Source organism: Alistipes sp. Marseille-P2263, from assembly GCF_018101075.1.
GTDB lineage: Bacteria > Bacteroidota > Bacteroidia > Bacteroidales > Rikenellaceae > Alistipes > Alistipes dispar.
The window spans coordinates 564,594-581,764 of the sequence record NZ_JAGQEJ010000001.1 but is presented as its reverse complement, the minus strand read 5'-3'; the positions used below and the strand labels follow the sequence as shown (position 1 = coordinate 581,764).

At 62.9% G+C, this 17,171-nt stretch carries 15 protein-coding genes and 1 riboswitch; of the genes, 6 read left to right on the top strand and 9 right to left on the bottom strand.

All coding sequences use genetic code 11. The features are described from left to right. Nucleotides 1–23 precede the first annotated feature (23 nt). From rlmB to KB554_RS02520, 3 genes are all read left to right on the top strand, one after another. Nucleotides 24–758, top strand: a complete 735-nt coding sequence (rlmB, locus tag KB554_RS02530; RefSeq protein WP_141429436.1) for a 23S rRNA (guanosine(2251)-2'-O)-methyltransferase RlmB — start codon at nucleotides 24–26, stop codon at nucleotides 756–758. A 67-nt stretch (nucleotides 759–825) separates the two neighbouring features. Beyond that, nucleotides 826–2,541 carry a DUF4153 domain-containing protein gene (locus KB554_RS02525; protein ID WP_211034873.1) on the top strand — a complete coding sequence of 572 codons (1,716 nt, stop codon included), beginning with the start codon at nucleotides 826–828 and terminating at the stop codon, nucleotides 2,539–2,541. After that, nucleotides 2,538–3,101, top strand: a complete 564-nt coding sequence (locus KB554_RS02520) for a YgjP-like metallopeptidase domain-containing protein (RefSeq protein ID WP_211034872.1) — start codon at nucleotides 2,538–2,540, stop codon at nucleotides 3,099–3,101. Before KB554_RS02525 ends, KB554_RS02520 begins: the two co-directional genes overlap by 4 nt. A gap of 30 nt (nucleotides 3,102–3,131) precedes the next feature. Here KB554_RS02520 and KB554_RS02515 read toward each other — a convergent pair whose 3' ends face one another. Further along, complete coding sequence (locus KB554_RS02515) at nucleotides 3,132–4,700, bottom strand: glycerol-3-phosphate dehydrogenase/oxidase (protein ID WP_211034871.1); 1,569 nt, start codon at nucleotides 4,698–4,700, stop codon at nucleotides 3,132–3,134. Between the two features lie 207 nt (nucleotides 4,701–4,907). On the opposite strand from KB554_RS02515, the gene KB554_RS02510 reads away from it, so the two are divergent. After that, complete coding sequence (locus tag KB554_RS02510) at nucleotides 4,908–5,702, top strand: DeoR/GlpR family DNA-binding transcription regulator (protein WP_141429444.1); 795 nt, start codon at nucleotides 4,908–4,910, stop codon at nucleotides 5,700–5,702. Nucleotides 5,703–5,820: 118 nt separating this feature from the next. Here KB554_RS02510 and KB554_RS02505 read toward each other — a convergent pair whose 3' ends face one another. Next, nucleotides 5,821–6,585 (bottom strand): glycerophosphodiester phosphodiesterase family protein, encoded by a 765-nt coding sequence (locus tag KB554_RS02505; protein ID WP_211034870.1) that lies wholly within the window; start codon nucleotides 6,583–6,585, stop codon nucleotides 5,821–5,823. Between the two features lie 241 nt (nucleotides 6,586–6,826). On the opposite strand from KB554_RS02505, the gene galK reads away from it, so the two are divergent. Then, the gene (gene galK, locus KB554_RS02500; RefSeq protein WP_141430011.1) at nucleotides 6,827–7,957 is read left to right on the top strand and encodes a galactokinase; all 1,131 of its coding nucleotides are present in this window, start codon (nucleotides 6,827–6,829) and stop codon (nucleotides 7,955–7,957) included. A 62-nt stretch (nucleotides 7,958–8,019) separates the two neighbouring features. Here galK and KB554_RS02495 read toward each other — a convergent pair whose 3' ends face one another. From KB554_RS02495 to fabD, 3 genes are all read right to left on the bottom strand, one after another. Next, complete coding sequence (locus KB554_RS02495; RefSeq protein WP_211034869.1) at nucleotides 8,020–8,550, bottom strand: GNAT family N-acetyltransferase; 531 nt, start codon at nucleotides 8,548–8,550, stop codon at nucleotides 8,020–8,022. Further along, nucleotides 8,550–9,779: an ROK family transcriptional regulator gene (locus KB554_RS02490; protein WP_141429450.1), complete on the bottom strand. Its 1,230-nt coding sequence runs from the start codon at nucleotides 9,777–9,779 to the stop codon at nucleotides 8,550–8,552. The genes KB554_RS02495 and KB554_RS02490 overlap by 1 nt, the downstream gene beginning before the upstream one ends. Before the next feature lie 166 nt (nucleotides 9,780–9,945). Then, nucleotides 9,946–10,827 (bottom strand): ACP S-malonyltransferase, encoded by an 882-nt coding sequence (gene fabD / locus KB554_RS02485; RefSeq protein ID WP_211034868.1) that lies wholly within the window; start codon nucleotides 10,825–10,827, stop codon nucleotides 9,946–9,948. Nucleotides 10,828–10,876: 49 nt separating this feature from the next. Further along, nucleotides 10,877–11,084, top strand: a riboswitch (cobalamin riboswitch). 174 nt (nucleotides 11,085–11,258) lie between these two features. On the opposite strand from fabD, the gene KB554_RS02480 reads away from it, so the two are divergent. Then, the gene (locus tag KB554_RS02480; protein ID WP_211034867.1) at nucleotides 11,259–12,347 is read left to right on the top strand and encodes a DUF5074 domain-containing protein; all 1,089 of its coding nucleotides are present in this window, start codon (nucleotides 11,259–11,261) and stop codon (nucleotides 12,345–12,347) included. A gap of 203 nt (nucleotides 12,348–12,550) precedes the next feature. Here the strand turns inward: KB554_RS02480 and nagB are convergent, their stop codons facing one another. From nagB to KB554_RS02460, 4 genes are all read right to left on the bottom strand, one after another. Then, nucleotides 12,551–13,345: a glucosamine-6-phosphate deaminase gene (nagB, locus tag KB554_RS02475; RefSeq protein WP_211034866.1), complete on the bottom strand. Its 795-nt coding sequence runs from the start codon at nucleotides 13,343–13,345 to the stop codon at nucleotides 12,551–12,553. An 81-nt stretch (nucleotides 13,346–13,426) separates the two neighbouring features. After that, entirely contained in the window at nucleotides 13,427–15,376 is a 1,950-nt protein-coding gene (locus KB554_RS02470) for a 6-phosphogluconolactonase (RefSeq protein ID WP_141429459.1), read from the bottom strand. A 1-nt stretch (nucleotide 15,377) separates the two neighbouring features. Further along, on the bottom strand, nucleotides 15,378–16,016 hold the full coding sequence (locus tag KB554_RS02465; RefSeq protein WP_211034865.1) for a carbohydrate-binding family 9-like protein: 639 nt from the start codon (nucleotides 16,014–16,016) through the stop codon (nucleotides 15,378–15,380). Nucleotides 16,017–16,021: 5 nt separating this feature from the next. Beyond that, entirely contained in the window at nucleotides 16,022–17,119 is a 1,098-nt protein-coding gene (locus KB554_RS02460; RefSeq protein WP_211034864.1) for an aminoglycoside phosphotransferase family protein, read from the bottom strand. Nucleotides 17,120–17,171: the final 52 nt, after the last annotated feature.

The window sequence follows — 17,171 nt, the reverse complement described above, 5'->3', positions numbered from 1 at the left end:
AGCGATAAAACCACAGGACAATTATGGACAATAACCTCATATTCGGGATTCGTCCCGTGGCCGAGGCCGTCGAGGCCGGGCGGCAGATCGAAAAACTCTATATCCGCAAGGGGGCCGAGGGACCGTTGATGCAGGAGCTGAAGGACCTCTGCATGCGCCATCGCCTGCGCTGGCAGGAGGTTCCGGTCGAGAAACTCAACCGCCTGACGCGCGGCAACCACCAGGGGGTCGTTGCGCAGACGGCGGCCATCGCCTATGTGGAGCTGGCCGACATCCTCGAACGGGTTCCGGAGGACGAGACGCCGCTGGTGGTGGTCTTCGACGGCGTGACCGACGTGCGCAACTTCGGAGCCATCGCCCGTTCGGCCGAGTGCGCCGGGGCGCACGGGCTCATCGTGCCGCTCAAGAACTCCGCCCCGGTGAATGCCGAGGCGATCCGTTCGTCGGCCGGGGCGCTGACGACGATTCCCGTCTGCCGCGTGGGGTCGGTCCGCAACACGCTCCGGCAGTTGCAGACGGAGGGTTTCCAGGTCGCAGCGGCCACGGAGAAGAGCCGCAAGCTGCTATACGACGCCGATTTCCGCCGCCCGACGGCGATCGTCATGGGGGCCGAGGACACGGGCGTATCGCGCGAGGTGCTCAAGCTCTGCGACGAGCAACTGGCCATTCCGATGATCGGGCGAATCGAGTCGCTGAACGTCTCGGCCGCCGCCGCGGTGATGCTCTTCGAGGCGGTGCGCCAGCGGATCGGGGAGTGACGCCGGGGCCGCGGAGCCGGGCGGTGCGGGAAAGCGGGGACGATCGTTAATCTCAAATGACCTGGGTATGGTATTCGATTTCAAATCTTTATGGACGTCGTTCCGGACGGGGGCGCACGGCGTGCTGCGGCGTCATCCCGTCGAACTGTTGCTTGCGGCGGGGCTTTCCGCGGCACTCGTACTCTGCTACGAATGCGATTGGGAGCCGGACGTGCGGCTCGCGGCCGTGGGGTGGGGAGCCGTTCTGCTGCTCGCGGTCAATCTGCTGACCGGACGGACGCCCTGGCGGAGGCTCTACTGGGTGGCGTGGGCGCCGCTCGTGCCGCTGGCCCTGTGGCCGGGATTCGGCGCGTGGCTGGATTCGGCGCGCGGGGCGATCACCGTCGGGTTGCTCACCCCGTTGGCGCTGCTGGCCTGCCGCCGGGCCGTGGCGAACCGCCGTTTTGTCTTCGACACGGTGATTCTGCTGCGCGCCGCGCTGCTGGCGCTGCTTTTCGCCTACGTCGCGCTCGGCCTTTTCCAGGCGATTCTCTGGTCGGCGGCCTATATCTTCGGATTCGGCGGCGCCGCATGGGTCGAGCATGCGGCGGTGGACACGTGGATCGTGACCTCGACGTTCGTCGTGCCGCTGCTCTTCATGATGATGCTCGACCGCTGGGAGCGCTCCGAGGTACACGGAACGCGCATTCTCGAAGTGCTGCTCGACTGGATCGTCTCGCCGGCGGTGCTGATCTATGCGGCGATCCTCTACCTTTATGCGTTCAAAATTCTCGTCACGTGGTCGCTGCCCGAGGGCGGAGTGGCCTATCTGGTCTTCGGATTCACGTCGGTGGCGCTGGCCGTCAAGGCTTTGCAGGAGTTGCTCGGGCGGCGGATTTACGGCTGGTTCTACGACCGGCTGAGCCTCTTCGCCCTGCCCGCGGCGGTGTTGTTCTGGATCGGGACGCTGCGCCGTGTGGGCGAATACGGTCTGACGGAACCGCGCGTCTATCTCGTGGTTTGCGGCGCCGTGATGACCTTCTGCCTCGCGATCTTCCTTTCGCGCCGCACGGGACGCTACCTCTGGGTCGTGCTTTTCGCCATGTTCCTCTTCGCGGCCGTCGCCTACGTCCCTGCGCTGGAGCCCGGACGGGTCGCCGTCCGCTCGCAGCAGGCACGCGCCGAACGTATCGCCCGGTCGCTCGACCGGCTCGACTCTGCGGGACGTCTCGTGCTGACGCCCGTTCCGCTGGCCGACACGGTGCGCGGTGCGCGCTACCGGGAGTTGTACGAGGCGCTTGCCTATCTGTATTTGCGGGATACGCTTCGCCTTGCGGCGTTCGGCCTGAGCTCGACGGAGCGGTATGCCGAACTTTTTCCCTCGGACTTCGCCGATTACGTGCGGGGATGGACGGATCGTGTGCCGGCGGCCGATACCGACGGCGGCGCGACGCGCTTCTTTTACCTTCCGGACGACGCGGAGTACGCGCTCGGCGACGGCTATTCGCGTCTCTGGCTGCCCTGCTACTCCTCCTGGGCCGAGTTCGGGAACGACACGCTGCGGGTGGATGTCGGCGGCGAACGGATCCGGATCGCCGGGGCGGAGCTGCTCGCGCGCCAGCTCGCGCGGGTCGGCGTCGCCTCGTGCGAGGAGCTGCGCGACAGCCGGGAGCACATCGAGCCGCTGATGGATTACCGCGATGCGCGGTGTAGGATCATTTTCAGCGACCTTTCGCTGGAACGCACCGATTCGCTCGGCTGGCGGATCGCCGGTGCGCAACTGCGGGCCGTCATGCTGCGATGACCCATCCGGTGCTGGGCGAAATCGAGTGCGTGCGGTCGCCGCGCGCCCGGCGCGTCTCGATCCGCGTACGTGCTTCGGGAGACGTGCGGCTCGTCTATCCCTGCGGCGTGTCGGAGATGCGGGCGCTGGCGTTCCTCGAGGAGAAGATCCCGTGGGTCGAAGCGGCCCGCGAACGGCTTTCGCACCGCCGGGCCGCTTTGCCTCCGCAGCTGCCCCCTGCGGAGGAGAAGGTCCGTGTCGAGATGCTGCGCCGCGCCGCGAAGGCCGATCTTCCGGTCCGCATCGGGCGGATCGCCGCCGAGACGGGACTACGGTATGCGAAGCTCTCGATCCGCGCCTCGCGGACGAAGTGGGGAAGTTGTTCGGGGCGGAACCACATATCGCTCAGCCTGTTCCTTATGACCCTGCCCGAACACCTGCGCGACTATGTGATCGTGCACGAGCTCTGCCATACGGTGCATCACGACCATTCGCCGCGGTTCCACGCCCTTGTGGACCGGTTGGTCGGGGGACGCGAAAAGGCCCTCAGCCGGGAGCTGAGGGCCTATGCGATCCGGTAGGCGGCGGGGCGGCGTCCGATTCCGGCGCCGTTATTCTTCGAAGATATAGTTTTGGGCCAGCGCGGTGAAGTCCGCCACCTGGCGGTCGATCCACGCCCGGTCGCGGCCCAGCTCGCGGGCCATCGTCTCCGCCACCTTCGGGGCGGCGGCCGTCGCTTCGCGGGCGTCCACGAACAGCAGCCGCACGCGGCGCGCCAGCACGTCCTCGACCGTGAGGGCCATCTCCTCGCGCACGGCCCAGACGACCTCGGCCAGCGTGTAGCCGAATTTCGGCGAGAGCCGTTCGCCCAATGCCGGGTCGGAGGCGATGAGGGCGCGGATGCGCTCCTCGTCCGAGCCGTAAACGTAGAGGTGGTTGCTCAGGTCGGGATCGGGGCGGTAGCCGTGAATCCGGAGTTTCCGGGTGACGCATTTGCGGCGGGGCAGCCCGGCCTCCGCGATGGCCCGGTCCACGGTGTCTTCGGCCATGAGGCGGTAGGAGGTCCACTTGCCGCCGGTGATCGTCACCAGCCCGTTGTCCGATACGATGACCTTGTGGCTGCGCGACAGCTCCTTGGTGCTCTTGCCCTCCTTTTTGGGTGCTGCCAGCGGCCGCTGGCCCGCGAAGACGGAGAGTATGTCGCGGTAGGTCGGGGCGGGGTTCATGTAGAGTCCCGCCGTGGAGAGGATGAAGTCGATCTCCTCCCGGAGCGGCCGGGGCTCCTCCTCGGCTTTCGGGCGGACGATGTCGGTCGTGCCGACGACGACCTTGTCGTGCCACGGCACGGCGAACAGCACGCGCCCGTCGGAGGTCTTGGGGACCATGATGGCGTAATCGCTCCGGAGGAATTTCCGGTCCAGCACGAGGTGCACGCCCTGGCTCGGCGTCACCATCGGGCTGTGGTCGGGGCAGTCCATGTGCATTATGTCGTCCACGAAGCACCCGGCGGCATTCACCACGCTGCGGGCCTTCACCTCGCGGCTCTCGCCCGTGAGGTTGTCGGTGAAGCGGACACCCGCCACGCGGCCTGCGTCATCGTGCAGAATCCCCGTCACGGTGGCCTGGTTGAGGACCGTGCCGCCATGTTCGACGCAGGTTTGTGCGAGGTTTACGGCCATGCGCGAGTCGTCGAACTGCCCGTCGTGGTAGACCACGCCGCCCTTCAGCCCCTTCTCCACCGACGTGGGAAGGTATTTCCGCACCTTCTTCGCCGAGATGAATTTCGAACGTCCGTAACCGAAACCGAACGAAAGCAGGTCGTAGAACGCGAGCCCGCAGAAGTAGAGCACGTTGTCCCAATGGCTGTAATTCGAGATGACGAATGCCTGGTCCTTGACCAGATGCGGTGCGTTGGCCTTCATGCGGCCGCGCTCGCGCAACGCCTCGAGCACGAGCAGCACGTCGCCCTTCTGGAGGTAGCGCACGCCGCCGTGCACGAGTTTGGTCGAACGGCTCGAAGTGCACTTGGCGAAGTCGCTCTTTTCGAGGCATGCGACGCTCAGGCCGCGTGTCGCGGCGTCCACCGCCACGCCCAGTCCCGTCGCGCCGCCGCCTACGACGACCATGTCCCATATCTTGTCTCTGTCGGAGAATTTTCCGATTTGCGAAGCTCTTTCCATACGTCAGTCTGAAGTGATTCGATTTTGTTTCGGTGCAAAGGTATGAATGTTTTGTTGTATTTCAAAATGAAATCGAATATATTTTGAATTATTGCGAATTCGGTTGCGGATCGTCTTGAAGCGGATTTTTATTCCGAAAAAATCTGCCGATTCCGGATTATTTTTCGTATATTGCATTCTATAAACAACAAAACGGGTTATCGGAATATGAACAAATCAGGTGAAGAAAACAATTTGAGCCTGCCGGAACGGCACGGCAGGATACTCGCCCTGTTGCAGCAATACGGTTCGATCTCGGTCACGCAGCTTTCCGAGCGTTTCCGGGTTTCGGAGGTGACCATCCGCAAGGACCTTTCCTTCCTCGAGCAGCAGAAGAAACTCTACCGGACGCACGGAAGCGCCATCCTGATCAGTCCCTATATCAGCGACCGGCACGTGAACGAGAAAGAGAAGAAGAACGTGGCGGAGAAGCAGGCGCTCGGGGCCGCGGCCGCGGCGCTCCTCGCGCAGGACGACTCGATCATCATCGCGTCGGGAACGACGATGGCCTTTCTGGCCCGTGAGATCAAGCCCCAGGGACGGCTGACGGTCATCACGGCGTCGGTTCCCGTGACGCAGATCCTTTCGCAGGATCCCGACGTGGACGTCATCCAACTGGGCGGCATCACCCGCAGCAGCTCGGTTTCGGTCGTGGGACCCTTCGCCGAACAGATGCTGCGCAGCTTCAACTGCAGCAAGCTCTTCATCGGCGTGGACGGCATCGACCCCGATTTCGGACTGACGACGACCAACATGCTCGAGGCTTCGCTCAACCGGGCGATGATCGACGCGGCGCAGAAGGTGGTGGTGCTGGCCGACAGTTCGAAGTTCGGCCGCCGGGGCTTCAGCAAGATCTGCGACCTGGAGTCCGTGGACCGGATCATCACCGACAACCGGGTGCAGCCGCTCTACCTCGACCGGCTGCGCGAGCGGGGGATCGAGGTGACGGTGGTGGAGGTCTGAGGTCCCGGCGCGGGACGTCGCGGTTCCGCTCGCGGGGATACGCACCTCCGGGCGGGCGGGAATGCGGAACGGGCGGCAGAAACTCTGCCGCCCGTTCCGTGTCGTCATTCCGGGAATCCTACTCCCTCAGCAGGGCTTGCAGGCGTTCGGGATAGTCGGTGGTGATGTAGTCCACGCCCTGCGCGATGAAATAGCGCATCTCCTCCTCCGAATTCACCGTCCAGACATTGACTTCGAGTCCCGCCCGGTGAGCCTGCTCGATCCATTCGGGGTGCTGGCGCAGCACGCCCGCCGAGTAGTCGAGACCCGTCAGGGCCACGCGGCGGAGGCTTTCGGGCGAGAGATCGCCGGCCAGGTAGTAAACATTGGCTTCGGGCAGCCGCTTCCGGTACTCCAGACAGGCGTTCAGCGAGAAGGAGATGAAGTCCGTCCGCTCCGTAAGGCCGTGTCTTTCCAGCGCGCGGACGATCTTTTCCACCGCGATGTCCTCCCGTCGGTAGGGGACGAGCGTCTTCGTCTCCAGGACGAGCCGGGTGGCGGGACGGGCCGCCACCGCCTCGAGGTACTCGTCGAGCGTGGGCAGGTTCTCGCCGTTGGGCAGCACGATCCGCGTGATGTCCCGGGCCCGGGCGCGTGCCATGTCTATGTCGGTTCCCTTGTAAACCTGGTCGTGATTGACCACCAGTTTGTCGTCTCCCGTCAGCCAGACGTCCATTTCCGAGCCGTAAACGCCGATCGAGTCGGCCTTGGCGAACGAGGCGAGGGAGTTCTGGGCCGATCCGGGAGCGGTCCAGTAGCCGCGGTGGGCGATTACTTTGGGTTGTGCGTGCAGGGCTCCTCCGGCCGACAGCAGGGCGACGGAGAGCAGAATCTTTCGGATCATATCGTTCGGTTTTCGGGTTGTGCGCTTGTGAAACGAAACTGTCGCAAAGATAGGGAAAAATCCCGGACCGGCAATCGGTTGTCGGTGAATTGCCGTACTTGCGGACGGTCTTTCCGCACGTTTCGCGGTTTTGAACCGGAACGATGCCGTTTTTGGAGGAAAAATTCGGAAAAGCCCGGATTTTTTCCTATCTTCGTATGATCGGTTGCGATCCATAACCTACAAACCTGCTATGAAAGAGATGAAAGAGAAAGTCAGCAAGAAATTCGAAGAGCTTTACGGTGCGGGCGCCGTGCTGTTCGCCTCGCCGGGGCGTATCAACCTGATCGGCGAACACACCGACTACAACGGAGGTTTCGTCTTCCCCGGAGCCGTGGACAAGGGCATCGTGGCGGCCATCCGGCTCAACGGTACGGATCGTGTGCGCGCCTATGCGTTCGATCTGGGCGAATCGTCGGAGTTCGGCCTCGAGGAGGCGGACAAGCCTGCCGAGAGCTGGGCACGGTATATTTTCGGCGTCTGCCGCGAGATCCGCAAGCGCGGCGGGACGATCGGCGGTTTCGACACGGTTTTCGCGGGCGACGTGCCGCTGGGAGCGGGCATGTCCTCGTCGGCGGCGCTGGAATCGACCTACGCCTTCGCGCTGAACGACCTCTGCGGCTGCGGCATCGACAAGTTCGAACTGGCGAAGATCGGCCAGGCCACCGAGCACAACTACTGCGGCGTGAACTGCGGCATCATGGACCAGTTCGCCTCGGTGTTCGGCAAGAAGGGCAACCTGATCCGGCTGGACTGCCGCTCGCTGGAGTACGCCTACTTCCCGTTCGATCCGAAGGGCTACCGGCTGGTGCTCGTCGATTCGCGCGTGAAGCACGAGCTGGTGGGTTCGCCCTACAACGACCGCCGCGCCTCGTGCGAGCGTGTGGCGAAGGTGCTCGGGCAGGAGTTCCTGCGCGGAGCTACGATGGAGCAGCTCGATGCCGTCAGGGACCGGATCTCGGAGGAGGACTACAAACGGGCCCGTTATGTCATCGGCGAGGAGAAACGGGTGCTCGACGTCTGCGAGGCTTTGGAGAAGGGCGACTACGAGACGGTCGGCGCGCGCATGTACGAGACGCACTGGGGCATGTCGAAGGATTACGAGGTGTCGTGCGAGGAGCTGGATTTTCTGGCGACGCTCGCCGGGGAGTGCGGCGTGACCGGGGCGCGCATCATGGGCGGCGGTTTCGGCGGCTGCACGATCAATCTGGTCAGGGACGAGCTGTACGATCGTTTCATCGCCACGGCGAAGGAGAAGTTCAACGCCAGATACGGCCACGAGCCGAAGATTTACGACGTGGTGATCTCCGACGGTTCGCGGCGGCTGGAGTGATCCGCAGCGGCTGCATGGAAAAAGAGGCTGACTAACTTCAACCGTTAGTCAGCCTCTTTTTTCTATTCCAGAATCTTTTGCATCAGCATTTCGTCGCGGTAGCCTTCCGGTGTCCACAGCCATTGGCGTTTGATGCCTGCGGGGACGAATCCCGTGCGGCGGAACAGCCCGAGACTGGCCGCATTGTCCGTTCCCACGTTGCACCACAACTGGTGCAGCCGCAGCCGTTCGCGGGCGTATCCGCAGAGCGTCTCCACCGTGTCGGAGGCATACCCGCGGCCGCGGTCGTCCTCGTCGTGGATCAGGATTCCGAGACCGGCGCGCCGGTTGAGGGGATCGAACTCGAAGAGGTCCGCAATGCCTACGGGGCGCGCTTCGGCGCGCGTCTCGACGATCAGCCGCAGCTGACCCGTGCGGAAGAGGTCGCCGCCCTGCAACTGCGCCGCGATGAACCGCTCCATCTGGGCCCGCGAGAAGGGCTCGGTCGTGCCGCTCACGCTCCACACGGAGGTGTCGTTCTCCCATGCGTAGAGCAGCTCCGCGTCCTCCGGTTCCACGGCCCGGAGCCGGACGATGCGGCCTTCGAGGTTCATCAGATGCCGATTACCTTGTTGCGGATAAGCATGGCCACGCCCCACGCGTTCGCGCTCTCGGTCATCTTCGAAACGCGGAACTTGGTGTCCTTGTAAACCAGGTTGAGCGAGTATTTGTTCGTCGCCGACTTGAGCGGGAGCATCAGGTAGTCGCCCGCCGCCGCGAGGTTGCCGCCGACGATGACCGTCTCGGGGTTGAACGTGTTGATGAGGAACGCGATGGCCTTGCCGACCTTTTCGCCCGCCTCTTCGATCAGTTCGATCGAGAGGTTGTCGTCGTTCATCGCCGCGTTGATGATGTCGTCGATGTGCACGGTCCGCTGTTCGTCGTACTGTTTCTTGAGGATGGTGTTCACGCCCTTTTCGATCATGTGGCGCATCTTGTCCTCGATGGCGATACCCGACACCTCGGTTTCGAGGCAGCCCTTCTTGCCGCACGAGCAGATGATTTCGTTGTCGAAGAAGGGGATGTGGCCGAACTCGCCGGCGAAGCCGCTCTTGCCGTAGTAGAGCTTGCCGTCCACGACGATTCCGATGGCTACGCCGCGGCCCATGTGGAGGTACAGCACGTTGCTCTCCTCCTTCGATTTGCCGCACGTGTACTCCGCGTAGCAGCGGGCGCGGGTGTCGTTCTCGATCAGCACGCGCAGGCCGATCCGCTCCTCGAGGATGTCGCGCAGCGACTGCTCGTTGGAGGTGAAGTATTTGTAGCTGCGGCCCGTGTCGGGGTTCACGCGCCCCGTCATGCAGACGCCCAGGCCGAGCATCTTGCTCCGCTCCACGCCGCACGAGGCGATAAAGTTCTCGATGTTCGTGCAGATGCGCTCGAGGCACTGCGGACGGTCCTGTAGCTCGAAGGTGAAGTCGTTCTCCTCCTTGATGATGTTGTTTTGCAGGTCGGTGACCATGAAGCGCATGTTGTCGCGGCCGACGTTCACGCCGACGAAGTAGATCGCCGAGTTGGCCAGGCCGAAGATGTTGGGACGGCGTCCGCCCGGAGTCTCGACCTTGCCCAGGTCCGTGACGATGTTTTCGTCCACGAGCTCCTGCACGAGTTTGGTGATCGTCGGAACGCTGATGTGCAGCTCCTTGGTCAGCTCCGAGAGCGTGCACTCGCCGTTTACGGCCATGTGCGCGATGATGTTGCGCTTGATGATGCTGTTCTTATGCGAAATGCCCTTGAGGGTGTCGTCTTCGTGTTTGTTGAAGAACTCGGTCAATGATGTCATTTTCTTCGCTTTTTTTAACTGGCGGCACAAATATAATAATTATTTCAATAGACTGCAAAAATTCTTAATAAATTTAATAAATTATTTGCAAAAATGAACAATAAAAGAGGGAACAGATTGTTTTTCAATCTGTTCCCTCTCCTTCCGCGGAATGCGGACGGATCGGTTACAACGTCGATTTCGACTCGACCGTCGCCTGGGCGTCCACCTTGCGGATCAGGCCCTGGAGCACCGTGCCGGGGCCGAGTTCGGTGAACTCTCCGACGCCGTCCGCGAGCATGTTCTTCACGATGTAGGTCCAGCGGACGGGAGCCGTCAGTTGGGCGATGAGGTTCGCCTTGATGGCTGCCGGGTCGGTATAGGGTTTGGCATCCACGTTCTGGTAGATCGGGCATGTCGGAGTCCGGAAGGGAGCGTCGTCAATCGCCTTCTCCAGCTCCTGCTTGGCCGGCTCCATCAGCGGCGAGTGGAACGCACCGCCCACGGGCAGACGCAGCGCACGGCGCGCGCCTGCGGCCTTGGCCTTTTCGCAGGCCGCATCCACGGCCTCCACGGCGCCCGAAATGACGAGCTGCCCCGGGCAGTTGTAGTTGGCGGCGACCACCACGCCGTCGATCGACGCGCAGATCTCCTCCACGGTCTTGTCGTCCAGTCCGAGGATGGCGGCCATCGTGCCGGACTGCGCCTCGCAGGCGGCCTGCATGGCCATCGCTCGTTTCGAAACGAGTTTCAGACCGTCTTCGAACGAGAGGGCCCCGGCCACCACCAGCGCCGAGAACTCGCCGAGCGAGTGACCGGCCACGGCATCGGGTTCGACGCCGAGCGCCTTGGCCATGATGACCGAGTGGAGGAATACGGCGGGCTGCGTCACGCGGGTCTGCCTGAGCTCCTCGTCCGTGCCGGCGAACATGATGTCCGTGATGCGGAATCCGAGGATTTCATTGGCCTTCTCGAACAGCTCTCGGGCAGCGGGAACGTTGTCGTAGAGATCTTTGCCCATGCCGACGGCCTGAGCCCCCTGACCGGGGAAAACGTATGCGTGCTTCATGATTTCAGCGAATTTTTTGTTAGCTGGGGCAAAGATACGAATTTATTTCGTATTTTTGCGCCGCAATGGTTCACAAAGGGTCCGGCGAGGCCCCGCGTGATTAAATGGGAATGCCGTGTGAATCGGCAGCAGTTCCCGCTGCTGTAAGTTCCGCAAGAGTTGCCGCGACACGCTTGAAGCCACTGATTCCGGGATGAATCGGGAAGGCGTCGCGGCTGGGACGAGCCAGAAGACCTGCCTTGCGTCTCCCGAGGGAGAATCCTCATTCGAACGGTTGCTGCGGAGAACGGTGCGTCGAACTTCGGCCCTGCGGGGCGTCGGTGCGATTGTCTATCGGTTTGTCGGGCGTATGTGCGAAGCGGGATTCGGCTCCGGGAAAGGAGACCGGATTTACTTTTTTTATGTACTTATTTTAATAATTGATCCGAAAGATGAAAAAATCATTGCTTTTCGCACTCGCCGCGACGGTTTTCGCGGCCTGCTCCGACGACAACGGCTCGACGACACCGCCCCCCCCCGGCGCTTCCGACAAGTATCAGGGCGGATTCTACGTCTATAACGAAGGCTCTTTCGGCCGGACCCCGGCGTCGGTGAACTACTACGATAAGACGACGGGCGAGTGGTCGCTCAATCTCTACCAGGAGAACAACGAGGGCGAGAAGCTGGGCAACACCGGCACGGTGGCCGTGTGCAGCGACGACAACGTTTACTTCGTGTCGAAGGAGACGCCCTGGCTGGTCGAGGTGGGGCTCGAGGACTTCCTGAAGAAATCGGCGCTGCCCGACGGCGCGCTGACCGGCCAGGCCTACGGATTTGCGCTGATCGACGGCAAGCACGGCGTGCTGACCACCTCCGAGGGCGCCTATTCCGTATCGCTCGATCCGCTGGAGCTGGGCGACGCCTTCTTCGAGGGGCGCGGTTTGGGGGGCGACGTCGTCGTGAAGGACGGGCGTGTTTTCCTCACCGCTTCGGCCGGCGAGGGGGATGTCGTGAAGGTTTACGACGCCTCGACCCTCGCCTTCGTGAAGGACCTTCCTGCCGCCGCGAAGACGGGTTTCGCCGAGGCAGGAGGCATGCTGTGGGCCGCTGCCGGGAACAAACTCTTCAAGATCAACACGACGGCTCTGACTTCGGAGGAGGTGACGCTCGGCGACGACCTCTCGGTTTACTACAACCAGTGGGCCTATACGCCGACCGGATTGCATGCTTCGAAGAAGGGTGATGCGCTCTATTTCGTCGAGGGCAGTTCTTCGGGTTACGACGTCTATCGGTTCACGATCGCCACGGGCGCTGCGGAGAAGCTCTTCCCGGCTCCGGAGGTGGACGGGACTCGCTATTCCGTTTACGGTGCGGGGCTGAATGCCGATCCCGAAAGCGACGATCTCTACCTGTTCTATACCGCCGACTGGGGCGGTCATGCGACCATCTATGTCGTGGACGGGACGACGGGCGAGCAGAAGAAGTCGTTCCCCTACACGGATGCCGAATACTGGTTCCCCTCGATGATCCTCTTCCGGTAGCCGGGCGGGCCGTTCCGGGAGCCGTTCCCCGGAGGGACGCCTGTCCCGGACCTGCGGAGCCGTTTTCCGGGGTCCGCATCCGATAAGAAAAAGAGAACGCCCCTGCCGCAACGATTCGCGGCAGGGGCGTTCTGCATTTCCGGAGGCCGGCGACCGTCTCCGGGACCGGAGCGCTCTTCTTCGCCGGGAGCGGCGGCGCCCCGTCAGATCAGGTTCTCCTTCTCGATGTCCTTGAAGTAGCGGTAAGTCGCCACGCGCAGCTCCCCGGCGGCCGGTTCGTCGCAGATCAGGATGCCGTTGGGATGCACTTGCAGGGCCGAGATGGTCCACTGGTGGTTGTACGATCCCTCCACGCCGTGACGCACCGCGCGGGCCTTCTTGGGCCCCGTGGCGAGGATGAGCACCTTCTTGGCCGCGAGCACCGTGCCCACGCCGACCGTCAGCGCCGTTTTGGGCACGAGGTTCACGTCGCCGCCGAAGAAGCGCGAGTTCACCTGGATCGTGTCCTGCGTCAGGGTCTTGACGCGCGTGCGCGAGTTGAGCGACGAGAAGGGTTCGTTGAAGGCGATGTGCCCGTCTTCGCCGACGCCGCCCATGAACAGGTCGATGCCGCCGGCCTCTACGATGCGCGCCTCGTAGTCGGCGCACTCCTTGACCAGATCCTCGGCGTTGCCGTTGAGGATATTGACGTTCTCGGGCAGGATGTCGATGTGTTTGAAGAAGTTGTTCCACATGAACGAGTGGTAGCTCTCGGGGTGCTCCTCCGGAAGTCCGACGTACTCGTCCATGTTGAACGTGATGACGTTCCTGAACGACACGTCGCCGGCCTTGTGGCGGCGGATGAGCTCCTTGTAGGTCTCCAGCGGCGTCGAGCCGGTGGGCAGTCCCAGCACGAAGGGCGACGAGGTGTGCTGCGCCTTGTTGCGGATCTGCTCGATGATGTAGTTGGCGGCCCATTGCGCCACCTGCTGCGGGGTGTTTTCGATGATAAGTCGCATAACGGAATTTTTAGGAACGGCGGATGCCGCGGCCCCGGAGGGGATGTGCGGCATCCGTCCGTTATCGGTTGCTTTGTCGGATCAGAACATTTTGACGAATACCTCGATGGCCTGGTATTCGGCCATGCCGAGCTGGTCGTAGAGTTTCGCGGTGTTCTGCGTGCGCTCTTCGGCGCGCTGCCAGAACTCGCGGGGGTCGTCGCCCGGGAAGGGCATGATGTCCTTCTGCGACAGGTGGCGGTAGATGGCGTGGCGCTTCATGATCAGCTCGTCGGGCGACAGGGGCACGGCCATGTCCACCATGCCCAGCTCCCATTCCATCCAGGCGCCGCGGTAGAGCCACAGGTGGCAATCCTTCATCCACTCGTCGTCGCGGACGACCTCGAGCGCGGCGAGCACGGCCTCCATGCAGGTGCGGTGCGTGCCGTGGGGGTCGGCCAGGTCGCCGGCGGCGTAGATCTGGTGAGGCTTGATCTCGCGCAGCAGTTTGACGATGATCTCGATGTCCTTCTCCGTGAGCTGGCCCTTCTTGATGCCGCCCGTTTCGTAGAATGGCAGGTTGAGGAAGTGGGCGTTGGTGTCGGGATTCAGACCGAACGAGCGTACGGCGGCGCGGGCCTCGGCGCGGCGGATCGAGCCTTTGAGGTCGAGCAGCGCGCGCGGTTCGGGTTCGCCCTTCTTCTTGCCGGCGATGATCCGCCCGACTTCGGCGTAGTGGTCGCCGTAGCCCAGTTCGCGCGAGGTGTCGATGTTCTGCAACACGACGTCGTCGTGTACGGCCACGTTGCCCGACGTTTCGTAGGCCACGTGCACGTCGTGGCCCTGCTGCACGAGGCGGATGAACGTGCCGCCCATCGAGATCACGTCGTCGTCGGGGTGGGGCGAGAAGATCACCACGCGCTTGGGGAAGGGCTTCGATGCCACGGGGCGCGTCGAGTCGTCGGCGTTGGGTTTGCCGCCCGGCCAGCCCGTGATGGTGTGTTGCAGGTCGTTGAAGACGTCGATGTTGATCTGGTCGTAGCTGCGGCCCTGTTCGAGCAGTTCGCCCAGCGAGTTCTCGATGTAGTCCTTGTAGGTGAGTTTCAGGATCGGTTTGTGCACGACGCCGCAGAGCCATACCACGGCCTTGCGCACGAACTTCGGCGTCCAGTCGCAGGGACCCACCAGCCACGGCGTCTGCTCGCGGGTGAGCATCTGCGCGGCGTTCTCGTCGATCACCACCTCGATATTGGGGTGCGCCTGCAGGTACGAGGCGGGAACCTGTCCCGTGATCTCGCCCTCGACGACCTTCTGCACGATCTGCGTCTTGTTCTCGCCCCAGGCCATCAGGATGATGCGGTCGGCGCGCATGATCGTCTCGATACCCATCGTGATCGCCATCTTGGGGGTGTTCTCCAGTCCGAAGAAGGCGCCCGACTGCACCTTGCGGGTATTGTAGGTGAGCTGCACGAGACGCGTGCGCGAACGCGAGTAGGAGCCCGGCTCGTTGAAGCCGATCTGGCCGTCCTCGCCGACGCCGATGATCATGAGGTCGATCCGCGAGGCGGCGCGCTCGTAGGAGTCGCAGTACTCCGAGATTCTCTCCTCGGGGATCGTGCCGTCGGGAATGTGCACGTTCTCGGGCAGGATGTCGATGTGGTTGATGAACTCCTCGTGGATGCGGTAGTTGCGGCTCTGCTGCTCGGTCGAGCGAATCGGGTAGAATTCGTCGAGGCTGAATACGGCCACATTGCGGAAGCTGATCTGGCCCTCCTTGTGGCGTTTCACCAGCTCGCTGTAAAGCCCCAGCGGCGTGCGGCCCGTGGTCAGGCCGAGCACGAAGGGGCGCGTCTCGTCGTACACGCCGTTCGAACAGTGCGCCTCGTTGTAGTTGCGGATCGCCCTGACGATGTTGTCGGCGACGTACTGCACGGCGCGGTATTCGTTTTCATATACGTTCGTGCGGATCTTCTCGTAGCGATGGATGATGTCGCGCGGGGCCGATTTCGCGATCAGGCCGCCGTCTTTCGGAAGTGAATACTTGTTGTTCATATTATTTGAATTTGATATGATCGAAAAATTCCGGACGGTGGAAATTCGGTTTTTCCGTCCGTATGGGGCGCCACGAGAGGAAGTGGGGGTGCGAAAGGTCGTCGCCGCACTTGAAGAGGTTGGCGCGCGCCTCCGCGCCGCTCCAGTCGGTCAGGGCGTGGCGGAACAGCGCCTGCGGAGGAATGGCCAGCACGACCGACCAGCGGTTGTCGCCTTCGCGCTCCTCGAACGGCGTGCCGGGCAGCGAGGTGTGGCGTATCACGCTTCCGAGCGCTTCGGCCGGGGCGCTGACGGTCTTTTCGCCCTGCCTGTGGTACCCCAGGAGCAGGCGTCCGATGCACGAGGTTTCGAAATTGTAGTAACTTTCGGTGTCGGGGGCGATGAAGAACTCCACGCACGAGTCGGTCCAGACCCGTCCGTTGTCCTCGGCGACCCGTGCGGCGGTGTAACGCTCGGCTACGTCGAAGCGCAGCATGAGGTAGTCGCCCGTGTGGAACATGCGGAACTGCACGTCGGGGGCGTAGGGATACGTTTCGGCCCAGTTGCAGCAGGCGATCGGCTGCGCCTCGACCGATGCGAAGGCCCGGTCCACCACCTCCCAGTCGCCGGGCCTTATCCCCGATATTTTGGCGATATCCATATCCGTTATCTGTATTTGGCGGCCGTCTCCTCCACGATGCGGCACATGGCGGGGTATTGCTCTTCCATGCTTTGCAGCAGCCGGTACTGGGCCCGTGTGCGCACGAGGTTGTGGTCCGCGTATTTGGTCTTGTAGTAGATGTCCCCGTCGATGTAGTCCATCAGGAAGCGCAGGACCTGTTCGTAGGTGATATAACGGGCCGAGAAGGCCAGATGGTCTGTCTCCGCGGCACAAAGTTCGCGGGCGCGCTGCGAAAGGTAGCCGTCGGTGTAGGCGGCGAACATGTCGGGCGAGAGCCCCACGCGCCCCGGGTCGCGGTCGTCTTCGTCTCCCGTGTTGCAGTAGGAGCGGATCGCGTCGCCGAAGTCGTTGAGCGAGGGGGAGTTCATCACCGTGTCGAGGTCGATGGCGCACAATACGCGGCCCGTCCTGTCGAAGAGGATGTTGTTGATCTTCGTGTCGTTGTGCGTTACGCGCGTGGGAATCACGCCCTGTTCGACCTTCTCCCAGAAAGCGAGCATCTCGTCGCGGCGCGCCTCGATCCAGCCGATTTCGGCCGCGAGGTCCTTTTTGCGGCCTGCGGCGTCGCGGGCGAGCGCCTCGTCCCACTGCGCGAAGCGGTGGCGGATGTTGTGGAAACCCGGGATCGTCTCGGCCAGCGGTTCGGTGAAGTCCGCGAGCTGGGATTGAAAACGGCCGATCCCTTCGCCGCCTTTGCGGGCCAGCTCCGGCGAATCGGCCTTGTTGTAGGTCACCGTGTCGTCGATGAAGACCGTGACGGCCCAGTATTCGCCCTGCGGATCGAGGTGGCAGAGCCGTCCGTCGAGCGTCGGGACGACGGTCATCGCCTCGCGCTTCGGGTCGCCGCCTTCGGCCGCGACGCGGCGGCGGATGTGTTCCGAGACCTTGCGGATGTTCTCCATCATGGCCGGTATGTCGGGGAAAACCGCCTTGTTCTTGCGTTGTAGAATGTAGTCGGGGGCGTCGCCGCCGGTGCGGACGATGAACGTGTCGTTGATGAAACCTTCGCCCAGCGTGTCGATGGCGACGACAGGCCCTTCCAATGCAAAGCGGGCCGCTATGGCCTGTAATTCGGTCTTCATGGTTTTGGTTCGGTTGAATTGCCTTTCGGAATCCCAAAGTTACGGAAAAAAA

Excerpts from the sequence above, each read along its gene's own strand:
- nagB (WP_211034866.1), bottom strand. The coding sequence starts at position 13,345 with ATGCGACTTATCATCGAAAACACCCCGCAGCAGGTGGCGCAATGGGCC.
- KB554_RS02520 (WP_211034872.1), top strand. The coding sequence starts at position 2,538 with ATGACCCATCCGGTGCTGGGCGAAATCGAGTGCGTGCGGTCGCCGCGC.
- KB554_RS02490 (WP_141429450.1), bottom strand. The coding sequence starts at position 9,779 with ATGACATCATTGACCGAGTTCTTCAACAAACACGAAGACGACACCCTC.
- fabD (WP_211034868.1), bottom strand. The coding sequence starts at position 10,827 with ATGAAGCACGCATACGTTTTCCCCGGTCAGGGGGCTCAGGCCGTCGGC.
- KB554_RS02505 (WP_211034870.1), bottom strand. The coding sequence starts at position 6,585 with ATGATCCGAAAGATTCTGCTCTCCGTCGCCCTGCTGTCGGCCGGAGGA.
- KB554_RS02465 (WP_211034865.1), bottom strand. The coding sequence starts at position 16,016 with ATGGATATCGCCAAAATATCGGGGATAAGGCCCGGCGACTGGGAGGTG.
- KB554_RS02510 (WP_141429444.1), top strand. The coding sequence starts at position 4,908 with ATGAACAAATCAGGTGAAGAAAACAATTTGAGCCTGCCGGAACGGCAC.
- KB554_RS02495 (WP_211034869.1), bottom strand. The coding sequence starts at position 8,550 with ATGAACCTCGAAGGCCGCATCGTCCGGCTCCGGGCCGTGGAACCGGAG.
- rlmB (WP_141429436.1), top strand. The coding sequence starts at position 24 with ATGGACAATAACCTCATATTCGGGATTCGTCCCGTGGCCGAGGCCGTC.
- KB554_RS02515 (WP_211034871.1), bottom strand. The coding sequence starts at position 4,700 with ATGGAAAGAGCTTCGCAAATCGGAAAATTCTCCGACAGAGACAAGATA.
- galK (WP_141430011.1), top strand. The coding sequence starts at position 6,827 with ATGAAAGAGAAAGTCAGCAAGAAATTCGAAGAGCTTTACGGTGCGGGC.
- KB554_RS02480 (WP_211034867.1), top strand. The coding sequence starts at position 11,259 with ATGAAAAAATCATTGCTTTTCGCACTCGCCGCGACGGTTTTCGCGGCC.
- KB554_RS02460 (WP_211034864.1), bottom strand. The coding sequence starts at position 17,119 with ATGAAGACCGAATTACAGGCCATAGCGGCCCGCTTTGCATTGGAAGGG.
- KB554_RS02525 (WP_211034873.1), top strand. The coding sequence starts at position 826 with ATGGTATTCGATTTCAAATCTTTATGGACGTCGTTCCGGACGGGGGCG.
- KB554_RS02470 (WP_141429459.1), bottom strand. The coding sequence starts at position 15,376 with ATGAACAACAAGTATTCACTTCCGAAAGACGGCGGCCTGATCGCGAAA.